The 20,985-nt window shown below is 42.7% G+C and carries 18 protein-coding genes and 1 other annotated feature; of the genes, 16 read left to right on the forward strand and 2 right to left on the reverse strand.

All coding sequences use genetic code 11. From position 1 onward, the window contains the following. Positions 1–147 precede the first annotated feature (147 nt). The gene (gene lon, locus ACSSTM_RS17895) at positions 148–2,472 is read left to right on the forward strand and encodes an endopeptidase La (RefSeq protein WP_420735150.1); all 2,325 of its coding nucleotides are present in this window, start codon (positions 148–150) and stop codon (positions 2,470–2,472) included. Next, complete coding sequence (gene yihA, locus ACSSTM_RS17900; RefSeq protein WP_034661689.1) at positions 2,469–3,056, forward strand: ribosome biogenesis GTP-binding protein YihA/YsxC; 588 nt, start codon at positions 2,469–2,471, stop codon at positions 3,054–3,056. Before lon ends, yihA begins: the two co-directional genes overlap by 4 nt. Positions 3,057–3,101: 45 nt before the next feature. Here the strand turns inward: yihA and ACSSTM_RS17905 are convergent, their stop codons facing one another. Further along, positions 3,102–3,587 carry a hypothetical protein gene (locus tag ACSSTM_RS17905; protein WP_437404269.1) on the reverse strand — a complete coding sequence of 162 codons (486 nt, stop codon included), beginning with the start codon at positions 3,585–3,587 and terminating at the stop codon, positions 3,102–3,104. Positions 3,588–3,829: 242 nt separating this feature from the next. Between ACSSTM_RS17905 and hemA the strand changes: the two genes are divergently transcribed. From hemA to ysxE, 8 genes are all read left to right on the forward strand, one after another. Next, the gene (hemA, locus tag ACSSTM_RS17910) at positions 3,830–5,197 is read left to right on the forward strand and encodes a glutamyl-tRNA reductase (protein ID WP_012010780.1); all 1,368 of its coding nucleotides are present in this window, start codon (positions 3,830–3,832) and stop codon (positions 5,195–5,197) included. 7 nt (positions 5,198–5,204) lie between these two features. Beyond that, complete coding sequence (locus tag ACSSTM_RS17915) at positions 5,205–6,035, forward strand: cytochrome c biogenesis protein (protein WP_034661681.1); 831 nt, start codon at positions 5,205–5,207, stop codon at positions 6,033–6,035. A gap of 41 nt (positions 6,036–6,076) precedes the next feature. Then, entirely contained in the window at positions 6,077–7,012 is a 936-nt protein-coding gene (gene hemC, locus ACSSTM_RS17920) for a hydroxymethylbilane synthase (RefSeq protein WP_034661679.1), read from the forward strand. Further along, complete coding sequence (locus tag ACSSTM_RS17925) at positions 7,009–7,800, forward strand: uroporphyrinogen-III synthase (RefSeq protein WP_095285528.1); 792 nt, start codon at positions 7,009–7,011, stop codon at positions 7,798–7,800. Before hemC ends, ACSSTM_RS17925 begins: the two co-directional genes overlap by 4 nt. Beyond that, positions 7,797–8,768: a porphobilinogen synthase gene (gene hemB / locus ACSSTM_RS17930; protein ID WP_034661673.1), complete on the forward strand. Its 972-nt coding sequence runs from the start codon at positions 7,797–7,799 to the stop codon at positions 8,766–8,768. Before ACSSTM_RS17925 ends, hemB begins: the two co-directional genes overlap by 4 nt. Before the next feature lie 27 nt (positions 8,769–8,795). Then, on the forward strand, positions 8,796–10,088 hold the full coding sequence (gene hemL, locus ACSSTM_RS17935) for a glutamate-1-semialdehyde 2,1-aminomutase (RefSeq protein WP_420735151.1): 1,293 nt from the start codon (positions 8,796–8,798) through the stop codon (positions 10,086–10,088). Positions 10,089–10,221: 133 nt separating this feature from the next. Beyond that, entirely contained in the window at positions 10,222–11,679 is a 1,458-nt protein-coding gene (locus tag ACSSTM_RS17940; RefSeq protein ID WP_420735152.1) for a LysM peptidoglycan-binding domain-containing protein, read from the forward strand. A 37-nt stretch (positions 11,680–11,716) separates the two neighbouring features. Beyond that, positions 11,717–12,748, forward strand: coding sequence for a spore coat protein YsxE (gene ysxE, locus ACSSTM_RS17945; protein WP_420735153.1), 1,032 nt, complete (start codon positions 11,717–11,719; stop codon positions 12,746–12,748). 44 nt (positions 12,749–12,792) lie between these two features. Here ysxE and ACSSTM_RS17950 read toward each other — a convergent pair whose 3' ends face one another. Then, positions 12,793–12,981, reverse strand: coding sequence for a hypothetical protein (locus tag ACSSTM_RS17950; protein ID WP_003216497.1), 189 nt, complete (start codon positions 12,979–12,981; stop codon positions 12,793–12,795). A 168-nt stretch (positions 12,982–13,149) separates the two neighbouring features. Next, positions 13,150–13,379, forward strand: a binding site (T-box leader). 59 nt (positions 13,380–13,438) lie between these two features. Here ACSSTM_RS17950 and ACSSTM_RS17955 point away from each other — a divergent pair. From ACSSTM_RS17955 to radC, 6 genes are all read left to right on the forward strand, one after another. Beyond that, positions 13,439–16,081, forward strand: a complete 2,643-nt coding sequence (locus ACSSTM_RS17955) for a valine--tRNA ligase (RefSeq protein ID WP_106039617.1) — start codon at positions 13,439–13,441, stop codon at positions 16,079–16,081. A 65-nt stretch (positions 16,082–16,146) separates the two neighbouring features. Beyond that, the gene (locus tag ACSSTM_RS17960; protein WP_437404270.1) at positions 16,147–17,451 is read left to right on the forward strand and encodes a bifunctional folylpolyglutamate synthase/dihydrofolate synthase; all 1,305 of its coding nucleotides are present in this window, start codon (positions 16,147–16,149) and stop codon (positions 17,449–17,451) included. Between the two features lie 147 nt (positions 17,452–17,598). After that, on the forward strand, positions 17,599–18,318 hold the full coding sequence (locus ACSSTM_RS17965) for a prepilin peptidase (RefSeq protein ID WP_437404271.1): 720 nt from the start codon (positions 17,599–17,601) through the stop codon (positions 18,316–18,318). A gap of 168 nt (positions 18,319–18,486) precedes the next feature. Beyond that, positions 18,487–19,506, forward strand: coding sequence for an SPOR domain-containing protein (locus ACSSTM_RS17970; protein WP_095285522.1), 1,020 nt, complete (start codon positions 18,487–18,489; stop codon positions 19,504–19,506). A gap of 177 nt (positions 19,507–19,683) precedes the next feature. Next, positions 19,684–20,253, forward strand: a complete 570-nt coding sequence (locus ACSSTM_RS17975; protein ID WP_034661651.1) for a Maf family protein — start codon at positions 19,684–19,686, stop codon at positions 20,251–20,253. 48 nt (positions 20,254–20,301) lie between these two features. Beyond that, positions 20,302–20,976 carry a RadC family protein gene (radC, locus tag ACSSTM_RS17980; RefSeq protein ID WP_034662037.1) on the forward strand — a complete coding sequence of 225 codons (675 nt, stop codon included), beginning with the start codon at positions 20,302–20,304 and terminating at the stop codon, positions 20,974–20,976. The last annotated feature ends 9 nt before the right edge of the window (positions 20,977–20,985 follow it).

Here is a 20,985-nt window from a genome sequence, read left to right on the forward strand (position 1 = left end):
TAGTGAAATAGATCTTTTTTTCTTTTTCATGATAAAAAGAAAGGGTATACTACGGTAAGATCAACATTTCTCAAGTCTTTTACATTGTACAAGACTGAAACAGGTATATTATAATGATTCATACTAGTGACGGAGGTGTCAATCAACATGGCAGATGAAATCAAAAAGAATGTTCCGCTCCTTCCATTGCGAGGTTTACTTGTTTATCCAACAATGGTCTTGCATTTGGACGTTGGACGCGAGAAGTCTGTTCAAGCATTAGAACAGGCGATGATGAACGATCATATGATTTTTCTAGCAACACAGCGGGAAATTTCAATAGATGAACCAGGTGAAGAGGAAATTTTCAAAGTCGGCACCTACACAAAAATTAAACAAATGCTGAAGCTGCCAAATGGAACGATTCGTGTACTCGTTGAAGGCTTAAATCGAGCGCAGATCGAATCATACGTAGAGCTGGAGGACTATACGTCCGTCGACATAAAAGAATTGGCAGAAGAAGAATTAAAGGACGCAGAAGCAGAAGCACTCATGCGCACATTGTTAGATCACTTTGATCAATACATAAAAATTTCAAAAAAAATCTCAGCTGAAACATATGCAACAGTGACGGATATTGAGGAACCAGGGAGAATGGCAGATATCGTCGCTTCTCACCTGCCGCTCAAATTAAAGGACAAACAAGAAGTACTGGAAACAGTGGATGTCAAAAAACGGCTGAACCGGGTCATCAGCTTAATTCACAATGAAAAAGAAGTACTCGAGATTGAAAAGAAAATCGGGCAGCGCGTGAAACGTTCAATGGAACGAACGCAAAAAGAATATTATTTGCGTGAACAAATGAAAGCCATTCAAAAGGAGCTTGGAGACAAAGAAGGAAAAACTGGCGAAGTCAGTTCTTTAATGTCTAAAATCGAAGAGTCGAGCATGCCGGATTCTGTTCGTGAAACGGCGCTCAAAGAATTGAATCGTTATGAAAAAATTCCTTCAAGCTCTGCTGAGAGCTCTGTGATTCGAAATTATATTGATTGGCTGATCAATCTTCCATGGGGCATCTATACAGAAGATCGTCTAGATTTAAAGCTTGCAAGTGAAATTTTAGATGATGAGCATCACGGGCTGGAAAAGGTCAAAGAACGAGTGCTTGAATATCTTGCTGTACAGAAGCTGACCAATTCATTAAAAGGACCGATTCTTTGCTTAGCAGGACCTCCTGGGGTAGGGAAAACGTCACTTGCCAAATCCATTGCCAAATCACTTGACCGAAAGTTTATCCGGATCTCCCTTGGCGGTGTGCGCGATGAGTCTGAGATTCGTGGACATAGAAGAACGTATGTAGGTGCGATGCCAGGCCGTATCATTCGCGGAATGAGCAAGGCAGGAACGATGAATCCGGTGTTCCTTTTAGATGAAATCGATAAGATGTCCTCTGATTTTAGAGGTGATCCATCTTCAGCGATGCTCGAAGTCTTAGACCCAGAGCAAAATCATAACTTTAGCGATCACTATATTGAAGAAACATTTGATTTGTCTCAGGTGCTATTTATTGCCACTGCCAACAATTTAGCAACCATTCCAGGTCCACTTCGTGATAGAATGGAGATTATCACGATTGCAGGGTATACAGAGGTTGAAAAAGCAGAAATTGTGAAAGATCACCTTCTGCCGAAGCAGCTAAAGGAGCACGGATTAAAGAAAGGGAACTTGCAGCTTCGTGAAGCAGCGATTTATGATACGATTCGCTATTACACAAGAGAAGCGGGTGTTCGTGGATTAGAGCGTCAGCTTGCGGCAATATGCCGTAAAGCGGCAAGAGCGATTGTGGCTGGAGACCGCAAACGCATCACGGTGACGGAAAAGAATTTATCTGAATTTCTCGGAAAAAGACTTTACCGTTATGGCCAGGCTGAAACGACAGACCAAGTGGGGGTTGTCACAGGACTTGCGTATACCACTGTTGGCGGAGACACCTTGTCGATTGAGGTATCACTTTCTCCCGGTAAAGGCAAGCTCTTGTTAACAGGTAAGCTTGGTGATGTCATGAGAGAATCTGCACAGGCGGCATTCAGTTATATTCGTTCGAAAGCAGATGAACTGAACATTGATCCTAATTTTAATGAAAAGCATGATATTCATATCCATGTTCCAGAGGGTGCGGTTCCAAAGGACGGGCCATCAGCTGGTATCACCATTGCGACGGCTCTTGTATCAGCACTCACAGGACGACCTGTGTCAAAAGAGGTTGGTATGACAGGAGAGATTACGTTAAGAGGAAGAGTGCTTCCAATTGGCGGACTAAAAGAAAAAGCATTAGGCGCACATCGCGCAGGACTGAAAACCATTATTCTTCCAAAGGACAATGAGAAGGATATTGATGATATTCCTGAAAGTGTGAGAGAAGGACTAACCTTTATTCCGGTCTCACATTTAGATGAGGTGCTTGAGAAAGCGTTGGTAGGAGAGGGAAGATGAAAGTAACAAAATCAGATATCGTCATTAGTGCGGTAAAACCAGAGCAGTACCCGAGCGGGGGACTGCCTGAAATCGCTCTTGCTGGACGATCAAATGTTGGGAAGTCCTCGTTCATCAACTCATTGATTAATCGTAAAAATTTAGCGCGTACGTCTTCTAAACCAGGTAAGACTCAAACGCTTAATTTCTACATCATCAATGATATGCTCCATTTTGTGGACGTTCCAGGCTACGGCTTTGCTAAAGTATCAAAGACAGAGCGCGAAGCCTGGGGTAGAATGATCGAAACGTATATTACAATGCGTGAAGAATTAAAAGCAGTCGTCCAAATTGTGGACCTGCGTCATAAGCCATCAGTAGATGATGTGAACATGTATGAATTTCTGAAATATTACGGAGTTCCCGTAATCGTCATCGCAACAAAGGCGGACAAAATTCCAAAAGGCAAATGGGAAAAACATGCGAAAGTCGTCAAACAGACACTCGACATTGACCCATCAGATGAACTAGTCCTGTTCTCTTCTGAAACGAAAAAGGGAAAAGACGAAGCCTGGAATGCCATCCTTGCGAAGATTAACAGCTAAAAGAAAAGGCATCTGTCATGGACAGATGCCTTTTTATTGTATAAGTTATTTCCTTTTTAAAAATAATAAGAGGAGACTGACAGCAATCAGTACATAAGGCCAGTACAATTCAAAACCGGAAGTAGGGATCGAAAGGGAACTTAGCTGTTTTGTAATTTGCTGAAAGAAATAAAGGAACAGATCGAGTGCAATGAGAACAACACTTTCAATACGATATTCTTTTTTCTGAGATGATTTCATAAAGAGTGCAAGTCCAACGATGAATACGATCATTGTAAATGTGTCTGGCCAGTGGTCTAATTTTGGTTGAAGAATAAAGTGTAGCGAAAGGCCCGTCATAAGCATACCGATAAACACATGAGCGCTTTCTTGCTCCTTCTTTCCTTGATATAAGAAAGCGAGGCCAAAAAGCAGTATGAGTGTATACCATTTCTCTTGATCCTTCCAAATGTCAAATTGACCTCCTGAGAGAATGGCATATAGCGCTACAGCCAGCAAAGTGAGCGGCAGCAAAATGGATTTTTTCTTCAAAGATGTCACCTTCTTTTAAGCAGATCATTTGTCCGCACGCGCCAAATCTGGTAAATTGCTTGAAGTGATGATATGGCATAATTAGTGTCGAACATTTTTCTACTATATCACAACATTTTTGAAATCTGTTCACAATTTTCATCCAGTTAAAAATGAATATATGTTATAATCATTATAAATAATAAATTCTATATTGTAATTATTATAAATTAGACAGGGCGTTGGGGGTGCAAGCTGAAGTTATGCATATTCTTGTTGTGGGTTTAGATTATAAAACAGCCCCTGTTGAGATACGGGAACAGCTGAGCTTTGAACCGAGCGAGCTCGGAACAGCGATGTCCAAGCTTAAAGAAGAAAAAAGCATTCTAGAGAATATCGTCATCTCAACATGTAATCGAACAGAGATCTACGCAGTGGTAGATCAGCTTCATACTGGACGGTTTTATATAAAAAGATTTTTAGCCGATTGGTTCGGTTTAGAAAAAGAAGATGTCTCTCCTTATTTGAAGTTCTATGAAAATGATGGAGCGGTTGAGCATTTATTCCGTGTGGCCTGTGGACTTGATTCCATGGTGATTGGCGAAACACAAATACTTGGTCAAGTGCGCTCTAGCTTTAAAGTAGCTCAAGAGGAGAAGACCATTGGTACCGTTTTCAATTATTTATTTAAACAGGCGGTCACCGTTGCAAAACGCTCTCATGCGGAAACAGACATTGCGTCTAATGCCGTGTCTGTCAGCTATGCAGCTGTCGAGCTTGCGAAAAAAATCTTTGGACGTCTTTCTGATAAACATGTCCTGATTCTTGGTGCGGGTAAAATGGGCGAACTAGCGGCTCAAAACCTTCAAGGTCAAGGGATTGGTCAAGTAACGGTCATCAATCGAACGTATGAGAAAGCAAAAGAATTGGCGGGTCGTTTTTCAGGAGAGCCTAAAAGCTTAAACCAATTGGAAAAAACATTATCCGAAGCGGACATTTTAATTAGCTCCACTGGTGCGAAACAATTTGTCATTACAAAGGAAATGGTCGAAAGTGCGAATAAAAAGCGGAAGGGCAGACCTCTATTTATGGTGGATATTGCTGTACCCCGTGATTTAGATCCAGCCATTTCTGAAGTAGAAGGTGCTTTTTTGTATGACATTGATGACCTTGAGGGCATCGTGGCAGCCAACTTAAAAGAGCGTCGTGCGGTGGCTGAGCAGGTTGAGCTCCTCATTGAAGCAGAAATTGTGGAATTTAAGCAATGGCTGAATACGCTTGGTGTGGTTCCTGTCATTTCTGCACTTAGAGAAAAGGCGCTGACGATTCAAGCGGATACGATGCAGAGTATTGAACGAAAGCTTCCGAACCTCACACACCGTGAAATGAAGCTATTAAATAAACATACGAAAAGCATTATTAATCAAATGCTGAAAGATCCTATCTTAAAGGCAAAAGAAATTGCCGCGGAGCCGAATGCAGAGGAAAAACTTTTACTCTTCAAAGAAATCTTTGATTTACAGGTTGAAGATGAAGAGCAAAAGGTGGAGCCTGTACAGGTGGAGCAAGGGTCATTTCAGCTGTTCAAACCAAATATGGCACAAGGCTTTGCTACAGTTGCCAGTGAGTGATTAAGCGATGATGGAATCCATTGTAGCGAGACTAGGCGAAGCGACGACCTTGATCTATGCTCTAAGTGTCTTGTTCTATTTCATAGATTTTCTTCAACACAACCGGAAGGCTGGAAAAATGGCTTTCTGGTTGCTTTCTATTGTCTGGCTGCTGCAAACAGTCTACATGTTCTATATTATGATGGAAACAGACCGATTCCCTGTGTTGAATGTAGCAGAGGGTTTATATTTTTATACGTGGGTGCTTGTGACACTTTCACTTGTTCTCACAAAAGTATTGCGTGTTGAATTTATTGTCTTTTTTACAAATGTCATCGGTTTTTCCATGATGGCGATTCACACCTTTACACCATCTGATCTCCACTCAGCAGAACTAACGGGGAAGCTGACGAGTGAACTGCTTGTGATTCATATTACGATGGCGATTTTATCATACGGTGCTTTTTCACTTTCATTTGCTTTCTCCCTTCTCTATCTCTTTCAATATCGTTTGCTGAAAAAGAAAAAATGGGGAAAATGGCTTCTGAGAATTGAAGATTTATCGAAGCTTGATCATATGGCGTACGTATTAAACATTATTGGTGTGCCAATGCTCTTGCTTAGTTTGATTCTTGGCATCATTTGGGCATATATTTCGTATGATACGTTGTACTGGACAGATGCAAAGGTGCTTGGTTCGTTTATTATGCTGTTTTTATACGGCTTTTACTTATATATCAGATTGGTGAGAAATATGCAGGGCAAAATCGTGGCACTGTGGAATGTCGGTTCATTCATTGTGCTGATGATCAATTATTTTCTGCTTGGTAGCTTATCAACCTTTCATTGGTTTCAATAAATAGTGATGAGTCTAAAGGGCATTGTCGGGAGGAAGACGTATTGCGTACAATTAAAGTAGGTTCTAGAAGAAGTAAGCTTGCAATTACACAAACAAAATGGGTTATTCAAAAGCTGTCTGAACTAAACCCTTCTTATTCTTTTGAAATAAAAGAGATTGTGACAAAGGGTGATCAAATTTTAGATGTGACCTTATCAAAGGTTGGCGGAAAAGGACTGTTTGTCAAAGAAATTGAACAGGCGATGCTGAATCATGACATCGATATGGCGGTTCACAGTATGAAGGATATGCCGGCTGCTCTTCCTGAAGGTTTAGTCATTGGCTGTATTCCTGAGCGTGAAGATGTAAGGGACGCTCTTATTTCGAAGGATCATCTGCGTCTTCATGAACTGCCGAAGGGTGCTGTTGTGGGAACAAGCAGCTTACGGCGCAGTGCCCAGCTTCTTCAGGAAAGACCAGACCTTGAAATTAAATGGATTCGAGGAAACATTGATACAAGATTGGAAAAGCTGAAAAATGAAGAATATGATGCCATTATTCTAGCGGCTGCCGGTCTGTCCAGAATGGGATGGAGCAAAGAGGTTGTGTCGGAATTTTTATCTCCTGAGACTTGCCTGCCCGCCGTTGGCCAAGGCGCTTTGTCGATTGAGTGCCGCGGGGATGATGAAGAGCTATTGCAGCTCCTCGCTCAATTTACGAATGAATATACGAAGAAAACGGTTCTCGCTGAAAGAGCCTTCCTCAAACAAATGGATGGCAGCTGTCAGGTGCCGATCGCTGGCTATGCAACGATGAATGAGCGTGATGAAATTGAACTGACGGGTCTTGTGGCATCTGCTGACGGACACACGATTATTCGAGAAACTGTATCAGGCACTGACCCTGAGGCAATTGGGACAGCATGTGCGAAGCAGATGGCTGATAAGGGAGCAAAGGATTTAATCGACAAGGTGAAAAAGGATCTGTCCTCCCAATGACCAAAGGCAAATCGCTTCACGGACAGACGGTGCTTGTCACTCGAAATGAACGTCAAGCGGGTGTGTTTCAGCAAAAGATTGAAGAGCTGAACGGCCATGCTGTTTTAACCTCTCTTATTAGGTTTGAGCCTACGCTCACAAAAGAAAAAGCGCAGGCCTTTTTAAAGGACTTAGAAAATAGCCAATGGCTTGTTTTCACGAGTGTGAATGGTGCGTCTTTTTTTCTGAGCTACATAAAGGACCATCATTTACATAAGAGTTTATCGCATTTGAAAGTGGCTGCTGTAGGTGAGAAAACCTCTGCCTATCTTGAGCAGCACGGCTTGAAGGTGGATGTGGTACCAGAACGATTCATAGCGGAAGAGCTCGCAGATGCGTTACTTGACCATGTGCGTCCAGGAGAGCGTGTGTTTGTAGCAAAAGGACACCTGTCTCGAGATGTCGTGAAGAAAACCCTCATTCCGCTTGGCATAGAAGTAAAGGAATGGATTTTATATGAAACTGTCAAGGATGAGGAAGGTATTGCCGCACTCAAAACGGCGATGACGAAGCAATCATTTGATTTTATTACATTTACGAGCTCATCCACTGTCCATTCATTTATGCATGCCATGGAGGCAGATGCAGCGAAGCTGGCTGCTTCTGGCACCTGTTTTGTGACGATCGGTCCTCTGACAAAAGAGGCACTGCTTCAATACGGGATTTCTTCTGAAACCCCAGATACTTATACGATAGACGGAATGCTTGAATTGATGTGCCGTTTATCTGAAAGGAAGTTGAACCAATGATGAAATTTAACAGACACCGCAGACTGCGGACAAGCGCAGGAATGAGAGAATTAGTCAGAGAAACCTTTTTAAGACCATCTGATTTCATTTATCCGATCTTTTTTGTAGAGGGAGAAAATGTCCGAAAAGAAGTCCCTTCAATGCCGGGTGTTTATCACATTTCAGTGGACCTTGTAAAAGAAGAAGTCCAAGAACTTGTCGACCTAGGCATCAAATCAATTATTGTATTTGGTGTTCCAGATCATAAAGACCATGTGGGCAGTGAGGCGTATCACGACCATGGCATTGTTCAAAGAGCGACGCTTGAGATCAAAAAGCATTTCCCAGAACTTGTGGTCATTGCAGACACTTGCTTATGCCAATATACAGATCATGGACATTGCGGCATCGTTGAAGATGGTGAAATTTTAAATGATGAATCTCTTCAGCTTTTAGCGAAAACAGCTGTTAGCCAAGCGCGCGCAGGTGCAGATATCATTGCTCCTTCCAATATGATGGATGGATTTGTTGTGGCCATTCGTGAGGCACTTGATGAAGCTGGCTTTATTCATGTACCTGTCATGTCATATGCTGTGAAATATGCAAGTGCTTTTTACGGCCCGTTTCGTGACGCGGCGCATAGCACACCGCAGTTTGGAGATCGTAAAACATACCAAATGGACCCTGCAAACCGTTTAGAGGCACTCAGAGAAGCGCAGTCTGATGTAGAAGAGGGGGCTGATTTCCTCATTGTCAAACCATCCCTTTCTTATTTAGATATTATGCGTGATGTCAAAAATGAATTTACACTCCCTGTTGTTGCTTACAATGTGAGCGGAGAATATGCAATGGTCAAAGCCGCTGCTCAAAATGGCTGGATTTCTGAAAAAGAGCTTGTTCTTGAAATGCTGACAAGCATGAAACGTGCAGGAGCAGAGCTCATCATTACGTATCATGCAAAAGATGCAGCCAAATGGCTCTCAGAATAAAGAACGGATAGACAGGAGGACGTTGAAATGGGACGTAGCTATGAAAAATCAAAGCAAGCATTTGAAGAAGCACAGCATTTAATGCCTGGTGGTGTCAACAGCCCTGTGCGTGCATTTAAATCAGTTAACACAGACCCGATTTTTATGGAACGAGGCAAAGGCGCCAAGATATATGATATTGATGGAAATGAATACATCGATTATGTCTTATCATGGGGACCGTTAATTTTAGGGCATACGAATGACCGTGTGGTTGAAAGTATTCAACGAGTTGCGGAACAGGGGACAAGCTTTGGTGCTTCCACGTTAGTTGAAAATGAATTAGCTAAGCTTGTATCAGAGCGAGTTCCTTCCATCGAAGTCATTCGTATGGTCAGCTCTGGTACAGAGGCGACCATGAGTGCACTTCGTCTAGCTCGCGGCTTTACAGGCAGAAATAAAATTGTGAAATTTGAAGGCTGCTATCATGGCCACGGCGATTCTTTGCTCATTAAAGCGGGTTCAGGTGTCGCAACGCTAGGGCTTCCAGATAGCCCAGGTGTACCTGAAGGGACTGCAAGCAACACGATCACAGTGCCGTACAATGATTTAGAGAGCATTCAAGTTGCTTTTCAGGAGTTTGGAGACGATATTGCAGGTGTCATTGTCGAGCCGGTTGCAGGAAATATGGGAGTTGTTCCTCCGCAAGAAGGTTTCTTACAAGGGCTGAGAGACATCACGGAGCAATACGGAGCTTTACTCATTTTTGATGAGGTCATGACTGGCTTCCGTGTGGATTATCACTGCGCGCAAGGCTATTTTGGCATCACACCTGATCTGACGTGCCTTGGTAAAGTGATCGGAGGCGGTCTCCCAGTCGGTGCTTATGGCGGAAGAGCGGATATTATGAGACAAATTGCACCAAGCGGTCCAATTTATCAAGCAGGAACGTTATCTGGTAACCCTCTTGCGATGACAGCAGGGTTAGAAACCTTAAAACAGCTGACACCTGAGTCTTATGAAGAGTTTAGACGAAAAGGAGACCGGCTTGAAGAAGGCATTTCAAAAGCGGCGAAAGTACACGGAATTCCATTAACGTTTAACCGTGCGGGTTCGATGATTGGATTCTTCTTTACAAATGAAGAAGTGGTCAATTATGACAAAGCAAAAACCGCTGATCTCGCTTTATTCGCTGAATTTTACAAGGAAATGGCGGATCACGGCATCTTCCTTCCTCCTTCTCAATTCGAAGGACTGTTCCTGTCAACAGCTCATACAGATGAAGAAATCGAATATACGATTGAGACAGTGGAAAAGGTATTTCAAAAACTGCGTCGATAAACGAAAGCCGGTATGGGGACATATCGGCTTTTTTGTGTTGCTGAAAACCAATCATATTTTCACTGCCTCTCACATACATCTGTATTGACATCTAATTTTATTTTGAAGGATTAGATGAAAGGAGGACACCGACTTGTCTCAAAACAATCGATTACAGTTTTCGGTAGAAGAATCCATTTATTTCAAAAGCGGACAGGAAGTCAGTGAGCTGCTGTCAATTTCTCTCGATCCTGACATTCTCGTTCAAGAAGTGAATGATTATGTTTCGATTAGAGGTTCACTTGAGCTAACAGGAGAATACAACATAAATCAAGAGGAGCTATTGGGTGAATTGAGTTCCTATGCATCATACAGGGAAGCTGATGAGGTGAAGGTAAGAGAAGACGGAACAGCGGAGCTTCTGCATCAATTCCCGGTCGATATCACCATCCCTAAGAACAAAATTAGTCATTTAAATGATGTGTTTGTGTTTATTGATGCGTTTGATTACCAGCTGACAGAAAATCGTTTGCTCACCATTCAAGCTGATCTGGCGATTGAGGGTCTATTAGACGAGAAAATGCCTCAAGCGCCTGTAGTGGAGCCGTATGAATTTGTCCATCGTCCTGAAGAAGAATATGGCGATGTGACCTACGATTATCAGCTGCAGCCAGAGCATGAGGAACAAGAAGAGCTGCAAGGCAATGAACGTGAGGTCTATGAGGAACAGGCTGTATTACAGCATGATACACGCGCCGAGCAAGAAGAACAGGAAGAAGAACGGGAAGAAGAAATTGAGATAGAGCTGGTGAGTAGGGAAGAAGAGGGAGAAACCGAAGAACTGGAAGAATCGGAAGAACTGGAGGAAACGGAGAGCCAAGAATATGAGGAACAGGCTGTATTACAGCATGACACACGCGCCGAGAAAGAAGAACAGCAAGAAGAACAGGAAGAAGAAATTGAGATAGAGCTGGTGAGTAGGGAAGAAGAGGGAGAAACCGAAGAACCGGAAGAATCGGAAGAACTGGAGGAAACGGAGAGCCAAGAAGAAGTGGCGCTTGGTTATCGCTCCTTACCTGAAGATCAGGTGCAAGAACCACCATTTTTTGAACCGCCTAAGCTCTTAGAAGAAGAGAAGCGGGAAGATACGTTCTTTGAGGTGGAAGTGAGAAAAGATCCGGAAGCAGCCGAAGAGCTGGAAGAAACGGTTCAGCCGTATCCAATATTTGAATCACCCACTTACCACGTAGAAGAGGAGCAAGAGGAACAGGAACAGGATGATACAAACCAGCTCGGACGGTTATATGAACGAGAAGCACCAAAAGTATATGAGTCAGCTCAAGAAGAAGAGGAGCCTGAATATGACGAGAGAGAAACGTCTGGCAGTGAGAACTCTCTTTATTTAACAAAGCTATTTGCTAAGCAGGAGGAGGAAGATTTTTCTCGCATGAAAATATGTATAGTTCAGCAAGAAGATACGGTCGATCTTATTTGTGAGCGATATCAGTTGAATGTGCAGCAGCTCCTTCGCACAAACTCATTATCGGTTGATGCGGAGCTTGAAGAAGGGCAGATTCTTTATATTCCTGAATATCAAAAAAGCAATGCATAACAAGCGATGACCGACCGAGAAAATGTGGTGAGTGAACGTGGATGAAATCCAGTCTATCCTATACGAATACGGGCTTGAGGCGGAATACATTGAACCTGTCAGTCCTGCTGTCGTCAAAGTATATACAAAGCAGGGCGTATTTGCCCTAAAGCGAGTAAAAGCCAGTCGACATATGCAGTTTACAGAGCAAATGCTTGAACTAGAATCAAAGGGCTATCGCTCTTTTGTGCCGATTTATCGGACGAAGAGCGGTTCTTTTTTCTCAAGTCATCGAGAAAGCCAGTACGCATACTATCTCATGCCGTGGCTGACGAATGAAAAGAGAGAAGAGCAGGACGATAAACATGAATATTTATTTCAAGAGATTGCAAGACTTCATAAGCGGACTGAAGTGATGATGGATATCACAGAGCAAGAGATAGAAGCGCACTACACACAAATTAAGACCAAATGGGAAACAGAGAAAGACATGTATGAACGATTCATAGAGCGGGCAGAGCAGACTTGGTATATGCCGCCATTTGAACTGGCTGCTGCGATGTATTTTTCAGAGGCGATGTCTGCCAGCGAATTTGCGCTTGAACGATTAGAAGATTGGCATGAAGAAATGAAAGATCAAGAGACAACACGTGTTGTGTTAAATCATGGGCAGCTGTCGATTCATCACTTTTTGTATAATGATGTGGGCACAGGACATTTCACCAATTTTGAGCGGTCTAAAAAAGCCGCCCCCATTTATGACCTTCTGACCTTTTACTTTCGGACATTCAAAACCTATCCCACGTCTTGTCCTGAATGCACTTCCTTGTTTTATACGTACCAAAAAGGAAATCCTCTTCGGGAGGAAGAGCTGCATTTGTTTCTTAGTTACCTTGCTTATCCGCAAGGTCTGTTTGATACAGTAAAAGCCTATGAAGCAGGCGGACAGGATGAAATGGAAAGCTGTCAGCGGCTGTTAAGAGCGTATTGGCAGATGAAAAATTCAGAGCCGATCGTCATGAAGATTCATGAGATTGAGCAGGCTAGACGGCTTGAAGAAGAACAAAGTGCCTCGTCATCAGCGGAATGACGAGGTTATTTTGTGTTCATATTGGCCGTTACATAAGCGCGAGTTTAAAACCAATCAAGGTGAAAGGCGCAGGCGAGAAAAATCAAAATACCTAGGATGAGGACGTCAAATGTCGTGGGGAAAATGATCGTACGAAACCCTTGAAATATCGCAATCGGGAGAACGACTTGGGAGGCCACTGCCCGAATTTGTCTCAGCCAGGGGGGAAGTGTGTAAGGATTGATTTTCTTCAAAGCAAACGCCCTCCTTCTTCATTTTGTTATTATCATATGGGTAATAGGGCAAAGGGTGCCTGCCCAATTTGTATAAAGAAGAAGAAAAGCGGAAAAGATGATTGACGAAAACAAAAGGCATTTAGTAATATAAATAAAAGATGAGTATGTGCTGATGAACGTGATATATCGTAAGCGTGGATCAGGAAGAGTACGAGCAAGACCCTAAAGAGAGGGGGACCATGAGCTGAAAGGTTTCCTAGGATGTACTTGTTTGGAAGGTCGCCTGTGAGCTTAATTTCTTGAATGAACAAGTAGAGAAATTCGGGAGAACCCCGTTATCCTTTAGAGTGTATGGGACACGTCTATGTGTTCCATGAAAAAAGGTGGTACCGCGAAAAAGCTTTTTCGTCCTTTTATAAGGATGGAAAGGCTTTTTTTATGTTTCATCAGCCGAAAAAATGTGGAGGTTACACAAATGGGAACAAATAATCAAGAAATGCCAACAAAGTACGATCCAAATGCGATTGAAAAAGACCGCTATACGTACTGGCTTGAAGGGAAATTCTTCGAAGCACAAAATGACAAAACGAAAGATCCATATACAGTCGTCATTCCTCCACCAAACGTGACAGGAAAACTGCACCTTGGGCATGCGTGGGATTCTACACTTCAAGACATCGTGACACGTATGAAACGGATGCAGGGCTATGATGTTCTATGGCTTCCAGGAATGGACCATGCCGGTATTGCTACCCAAGCAAAGGTAGAGGCAAAGCTTCGCGAAGAAGGCGTGAGCCGTTATGACCTTGGCCGGGAGAAATTTGTGGAAGAAACGTGGAAATGGAAAGAAGAATATGCGGACTTTATTCGCAGCCAGTGGGCGAAAATGGGACTTGGTCTTGATTATTCACGTGAACGTTTTACATTAGATGAAGGTCTAAATAAAGCGGTACGCCAAGTGTTTGTCCAATTGTATGAAAAAGGACTTATCTATCGCGGAGAGTACATCATTAACTGGGATCCAGCGACGAAAACGGCACTTTCTGATATTGAAGTCATTTATAAAGATGTTCAAGGTGCGTTTTATCACTTGAGGTACCCGCTTTCAGATGGCACGGGTTCAATTGAAATTGCGACGACAAGACCTGAAACCATGCTTGGGGATACAGCCGTTGCCGTGCACCCTGATGACGAACGCTATCAGCATTTGATTGGAAAAACAGTGGTCTTACCAATTACAGGCCGAGAGATTCCAATCGTTGGTGATGACTATGTCGATATGGAGTTTGGTTCAGGAGCTGTGAAAATTACACCTGCCCATGACCCGAATGACTTTGAGCTTGGAAACCGCCATGAGCTAGAGCGTATTCTTGTCATGAATGAAGATGGCACAATGAATGCAAATGCATTGCAATACAAAGGAATGGACCGCTTCGAATGCCGTAAACAGCTTGTGAAAGATTTACAAGAAGAGGGTATTTTGTTCAAAATTGAGGACCACATGCATTCAGTTGGTCATAGTGAGCGAAGCGGAGCTGTCGTTGAGCCTTATTTATCTACTCAATGGTTTGTAAAAATGCAGCCGCTGGCAGACGAAGCCATCAACCTTCAAAATGGGGACGACCAAGTTCAATTTGTTCCAGACCGCTTTGAAAAGACGTATTTACACTGGATGGAAAATATCCGTGACTGGTGTATTTCTCGTCAGCTATGGTGGGGACACCGCATTCCGGCTTGGTATCATAAAGAAACGAAAGAAGTATATGTTGGACTGGAAGCGCCAGAAGATCTGGAGAACTGGGAACAGGATAACGATGTGCTTGATACATGGTTTAGTTCAGCGCTTTGGCCTTTCTCTACAATGGGCTGGCCGGATGCAGACAGTGAAGACTTCAAGCGCTACTATCCAACAAACCTGCTGGTCACAGGCTATGACATCATTTTCTTCTGGGTCTCTCGCATGATCTTCCAAGGCCTTGAATTTACAGGGGAAAAACCGTTCAAAGACGTTCTGATTCATGGGCTGATCCGTGACGAACAAGGACGTAAAATGAGTAAGTCGCTCGGCAACGGAATTGATCCAATGGAGGTCATTGATCAATACGGTGCTGATTCATTAAGATATTTCTTAGCGACTGGAAGCTCACCAGGTCAGGATCTTCGCTTTAGCTTTGAAAAGGTTGAATCTACTTGGAACTTTGCGAACAAAATTTGGAACGCATCGCGTTTTGCTTTAATGAACATGGATGGCTTAACGTATGATGAACTTGATTTGACTGGAGAAAAATCAGTCGCTGACCAATGGATTTTAACCCGCTTAAATGAAACGATTGAAAGTGTCACACAGCTAGCTGACAAGTATGAATTCGGTGAAGTGGGCAGACATTTATACAACTTCATTTGGGATGATTTCTGTGATTGGTACATTGAGATGGCGAAGCTTCCACTTTATGGTGAAGATGAAGCAGCGAAGAAAACAACTCGTTCGATCCTTGCGTACGTATTAGATCAAACGATGAGACTTCTTCATCCGTTTATGCCGTTCTTAACAGAAGAAATCTGGCAGCATCTTCCGCATGAAGGTGAGTCCATTACTGTAGCAGCTTGGCCTGAGGTGAAGCCGGAGCTTTCAAATGATCAAGCTTCTGCTGATATGAAACTGCTTGTTGAACTCATTCGCTCTGTTCGTAACATCCGCAGTGAAGTAAACACACCAATGAGCAAACAAGTCGAACTTTACATCAAAGCATCCACATCTGATGTACAAGAACGTTTAGAGAAGAATCGTTCATATATTGAGCGCTTCACGAACCCAAGTGTTCTTGAAATTGGCACAGATGTCCCAGCTAGTGATAAAGCGATGACGGCTGTTATTTCTGGAGCAGAGCTCATTCTGCCGCTTGAAGGCTTAATTAACTTAGATGAGGAAATTGCTCGTCTGCAAAAAGAGCTTGATAAGCTGACAAAAGAAGTAGAACGCGTCCAGAAAAAGCTTGGCAACGAAGGCTTTATGAAAAAAGCACCTGAAAGTGTCGTAGAAGAAGAGCGTGCGAAAGAACGTGACTATGTCGCAAAACGCGAAGCTGTTCAAAAGCGGATTGAAGAGCTGAAAGCATAAGGTTGAAAAGACGGCTCCTAACAAAATGGAGTCGTCTTTTTTGAAAATTTCGGATGAAATGAGAGATGACATTGTTTACAACCTATCATGAAGCCATTGAGTGGATTCACAGTAGACTTGCCTTTGGTGTAAAACCAGGTCTTGAAAGAATGAAGTGGCTGATGAACAGACTAGGCCATCCGGAACAACGCATAAAAGCGGTGCATGTTGCTGGTACAAATGGAAAAGGTTCAACCATTGCGTTTACTCGTTCCGTTTTACAGGCTGCAGGCTATTCGGTCGGAACCTTCACCTCTCCGTTTATTTTAACGTTCAATGAACGAATCAGCGTGAACGGAGCGCCTATACAGGATGAAGAATGGCTGAGTTTGGTGAATAAGGTCAAGCCTTTTGTTGATGAATTAGATCAAACAGAGCTTGGAGCAGCAACAGAATTTGAAATCATTACCGCATGTGCATTTGCTTATTTTGCCGATGTGCACCAAGTAGACTTTGTCCTATTAGAGACAGGGCTTGGCGGAAGACTTGATTCAACAAATGTTGCCGTACCTATTTTAACAGCGATTACGTCAATTGGTCATGATCATATGGCAATTTTAGGTGACAAACTTGAACAGATTGCATCTGAAAAAGCGGGCATTATCAAAGAGGGTATCCCGATGATCACTGCTGTTCATCAACCGGAAGCACTTGCGGTCATTCAAAACATCGCAAAAGAAAAGAATGCGGAATGCATCTCATTACAGCATACTTGTACCTTCAGTCATCAGCAGCCAACTGAAACAGGCGAACGGTTTACGTTACACACATCAAAAAGGCAGTATCCGCAGCTTGAAACAGGGTTGATCGGAACGCATCAACGGCAAAATGCTTCTCTTGCCGTTCTACTCATTGAATGGCTGGAGCAAGAAGGCTATATCAGCGTGACAGAAGAGCAGATGTATGAAGGCATTCGGCAGGCAGTGTGGGCTGGAAGATTTGAAAAGGTCAAAGATCATCCACCAGTTTATTTAGACGGCGCTCATAATGAAGAAGGAATCGACCGTTTAATTGAAACCGTACAAGCCCATTTTTCTAGTAAACAAGTGCATGTCTGTTTTAGTGCTTTAAAAGATAAGCCGTACAAGCAAATGATTCAAAAGCTTGAAGCTGTTAGTTCATCTATTCATTTTGTTTCGTTTGACTTTCCAAGAGCTGAATCAGCTGAGAAACTTTATGCGTGCAGTCAGTTAGAGGCAAAATCATATGATGATGACCCTCGTGCAGCGCTTGAATGGATTCAGAAAAAGAGTGATGATCCTTCAGCGGTGATCCTTGTGACAGGCTCTCTTTATTTTATTTCAGATATACGAAATCGTATGATCGGGTAACGAAAAGACGCAAATGGCTTTGATGCCTCCTGCGTCTTTTTCTTTTTATATGTAGTAAAGGGGGAAAATCATATTTTCACTAGATGCTTTAGTGGATAGGGTCATGGTAAAATCCGGTCTATCTTATTCCCGGAAGGAGCACCATATATGATTGAGATTTTTCTGTTTATTGCAGGCATCACGATGGGTTCGTTCTTTCATCTCGTTGGCGAAAGGCTGCCGGTGAAGCGGTCTATTCTCTTCCCTCGCTCTCACTGCATAGCCTGTAAACAGCCGCTTTCTCTATACGAGATGATCCCGATAGTTTCGTATGCTTTCTTGAGGGGGGCCTGTAAACATTGCGGCACTCGGTTGTCTAGGTTATATCCAATGGTTGAGCTGCTGTCAGGCGGTCTTTTTTTGTTCATTTATAGAATCGCTGGTTTTTCGTTTGAAGGTCTTTTCCTTGTGATTCTTTGTAGTTTATTCGTGATTGCTGTCGTGAGTGATCTTCTCTATATGAAGGTGCCAAACGAGCTGTTTCTCTTCTTTTTCCCTCTTTTCGTCATATACCGCACGCTGGAACCGCTTCTTATCTGGTGGGAAGGAGCGGCTTCTCTGATTTTTTGCATTCTTTTGTTTTCTAGTCTAGATTATTTTAAGCCAAATAGCATGGGCGGAGCTGATATGAAGCTGTTCAGTTTGCTTGCGTTTTGCTTTGGATTCAAGCCGTTCCTTCTCATGCTTTTTCTCTCATGTATCGCTGGAATGGTCTATGCGAAGGTCTTTTCCTTTCAATTAGACGAGCCATTCCCCTTTGTTCCTGCGATCGCTTTTTCTTTTTGGCTGTATCTCTTTGGTGCTCCTGTCTTGTTTCTATTTGGCTAGTCGAAGGGGTGAAAAAATTGGCGAACACTTTTTTTCCCTGCCGACAAAAGTCTTGTTCTTTTTTTTTACTGCTATGTTAAAGTGTGAAACAGAAAGAAGGACGGGTTAAATTCGCGCTGATTCATTGGACAGAAAGGTCTTTCTTACAAACATGTCAGAAAGCGGGGAATGACAGTGAAAAAGAGGCAGGCAAAAAAACAAGGGCTCAAGGTCAATATTAATGGCAAGGAAGAAATACTGCATGAAGATGATCATCAGCCGCCAAAACAGCAAGAAGATCAAGTGACGTTTTCGAATTGGGAGGAAAAGAGGCAGTCGGAACAGGAGACAGCGGCTTCTCAGGAAGATTCGTCTAAACCGAAAGAAGAAGATTTCCAATGGGATGATGCAGCTGATCATATTTATCATTCTGATCCAAAGGTCGTCACGCCTTATCAAAAGAAAAAAGGCTCCTTTGATCAGAAGTTTGGTAAAAACCGCGGCCCCTTCAAGAGAGTGATGACAACGATTGTGTTTGCGGTGGTGCTTGGGACAGGCCTTGGGGTGTTTGCGCTTAGTTTAAGTCAAGATGGTACACCAAGTCCATCAGGTGGAGATATCAGTGTCTCAGCATCTGGATCTGGAAATCAATCATCGATGAAAGCCGGCGGGGATGCGCCGAAAGCAGATACTACGGATGAATCAAAAGAGAACAACGATGAAAAAAGTGCCTCTGGCAGTTTGTCAACCTTTGTTGTACAGGCTGGGAAATTTTCCTCTGAAAAAGGAGCAGATGACTTAGTTGGAAACTTAAAAGATGCAGGATATGCGGGGAAAAAGGTCTCAATGGATGATGGATATTATGTCATTGCTGGGCTTGCGACAGAGCAGGGAATGACAAGCGCTGTAGGGAAGAAGCTGATCGATCAGCACTTTGAGGCGTGGGGAGGAAAGGAGCTCTCATTTCAAGTACCGGATGAGCTGACTAGTTTAATAGAAAAGGCATCTGTATTATCCTCTAAAGTGATTGCCGGCGATGAAGTGGATCAAAAGGAAGTCACGCAGCTGATTTCTGAGCTTGAAAGTGCCAAAACAGCGGACGCATCGGCTAAAAGCAGTTTGCTAAAAGCTGTGCAGCTATTAAATGACCCAACTGCTGAAAACGGCTGGAAATCTCAGCAGGCACTGCTTGATCAATTAAATACGTAAAATCATTTTTTTAGAAACGAAACTAGTCAAAAAATGACTAGTTTTTTTCTTTTACATCCAACATAATGATGAAGGTACATGAAAAATGAATTTTCGTAGATTGTCGGTAAGATGTACATTTGCTAGGATGAATGGGTATCTTACTTCTTAGGCTAAACCCTGAAAGGATGAACAAACATGAACCAATTGATTCTCGCATCTCAATCACCTAGAAGAAAAGAATTGCTTGATCTAGCAGGGTTTTCTTATGATATTCAAGCAAGTCATTTAAAAGAAGAAATAAATCGAAACCTTTCTCCTGCTGAGAACGTCCAATGGTTGGCAGAACAAAAAGCAAATGATATTCAAAGATTAAATCCTAAAGCTGTGATCATTGGTGCAGATACAATTGTTGCAATTGACGGCAAATGTCTTGGGAAACCAAAAGATAAGAAAGAAGCGGCTTTCATGCTTCAATTATTATCAGGAAAGACACATCAAGTCTTGACGGGTGTCACGGTTCAGTCAGAGAATAGAAAAGAAACATTTTATGAACAGACAGAAGTGACATTTTGGACGCTGACTCAAAATGAAATAGATCGCTATATCAATACGGGCGAGCCCCTTGATAAAGCGGGAAGTTATGGCATTCAAGGGAAAGGCGCACTGTTTGTTCAAAAAATAGATGGTGATTATTTTTCCGTTGTAGGTCTACCTATTGCGAAAACAGTCAGAGTGCTTGAAACCTTTGGAATCACCCCTTTTTGAAGACAGGAAGGAATTCTAAAAGGAGTGGTCATCCTGAACGATTTCCCTATGCTGCTAAAGCATTTCCCTCATGATGAAAAACCGAGAGAACGATTTATCAAATACGGGCCCAGCAGTTTGTCAAATCATGAACTTGTTGCGATCCTTCTAAGAACAGGCACAAAAAAAGAATCAGTTCTCCAAATTTCCGCAAGACTTCTGCAAACATTTGGCGGTCTTCGCTCTGTAAAAGAAGCCTCAATTGAAGAAATGTCGAAGATCCGAGGAGTTGGAAAGGCGAAGGCGATTTCTCTTTTAGCTGCTTTAGAACTCGGCACTAGATTACACCATCAAACGACGGATAACCGCTATGTGATCCGCACACCAGAAGACGGAGCGAACTTTGTGATGGAAGATATGAGATTTTTGACACAGGAAAATTTCGTTTGTCTTTATCTCAATACCAAAAATCAAGTTCTTCATAAACATACCGTGTTTATTGGAAGCCTGAATTCATCGATCGTTCACCCGCGTGAAATTTTCAAAGAGGCCTTTAAACGTTCGGCGGCTTCATTTATATGTGTGCACAACCATCCATCTGGAGATCCGACGCCCAGCAGGGAAGATATTGAAGTTACACAGCGACTTTTTGAATGTGGAAAGCTGATTGGAATACAGCTGCTTGATCATCTTGTCATAGGTGATCAAAAATTTGTGAGTTTGAAGGAAAAAGGGTATTTGTAACACTTTTTT

This window comes from Bacillus sp. RK1064, from assembly GCF_051488405.1.
GTDB lineage: Bacteria > Bacillota > Bacilli > Bacillales > Bacillaceae > Bacillus.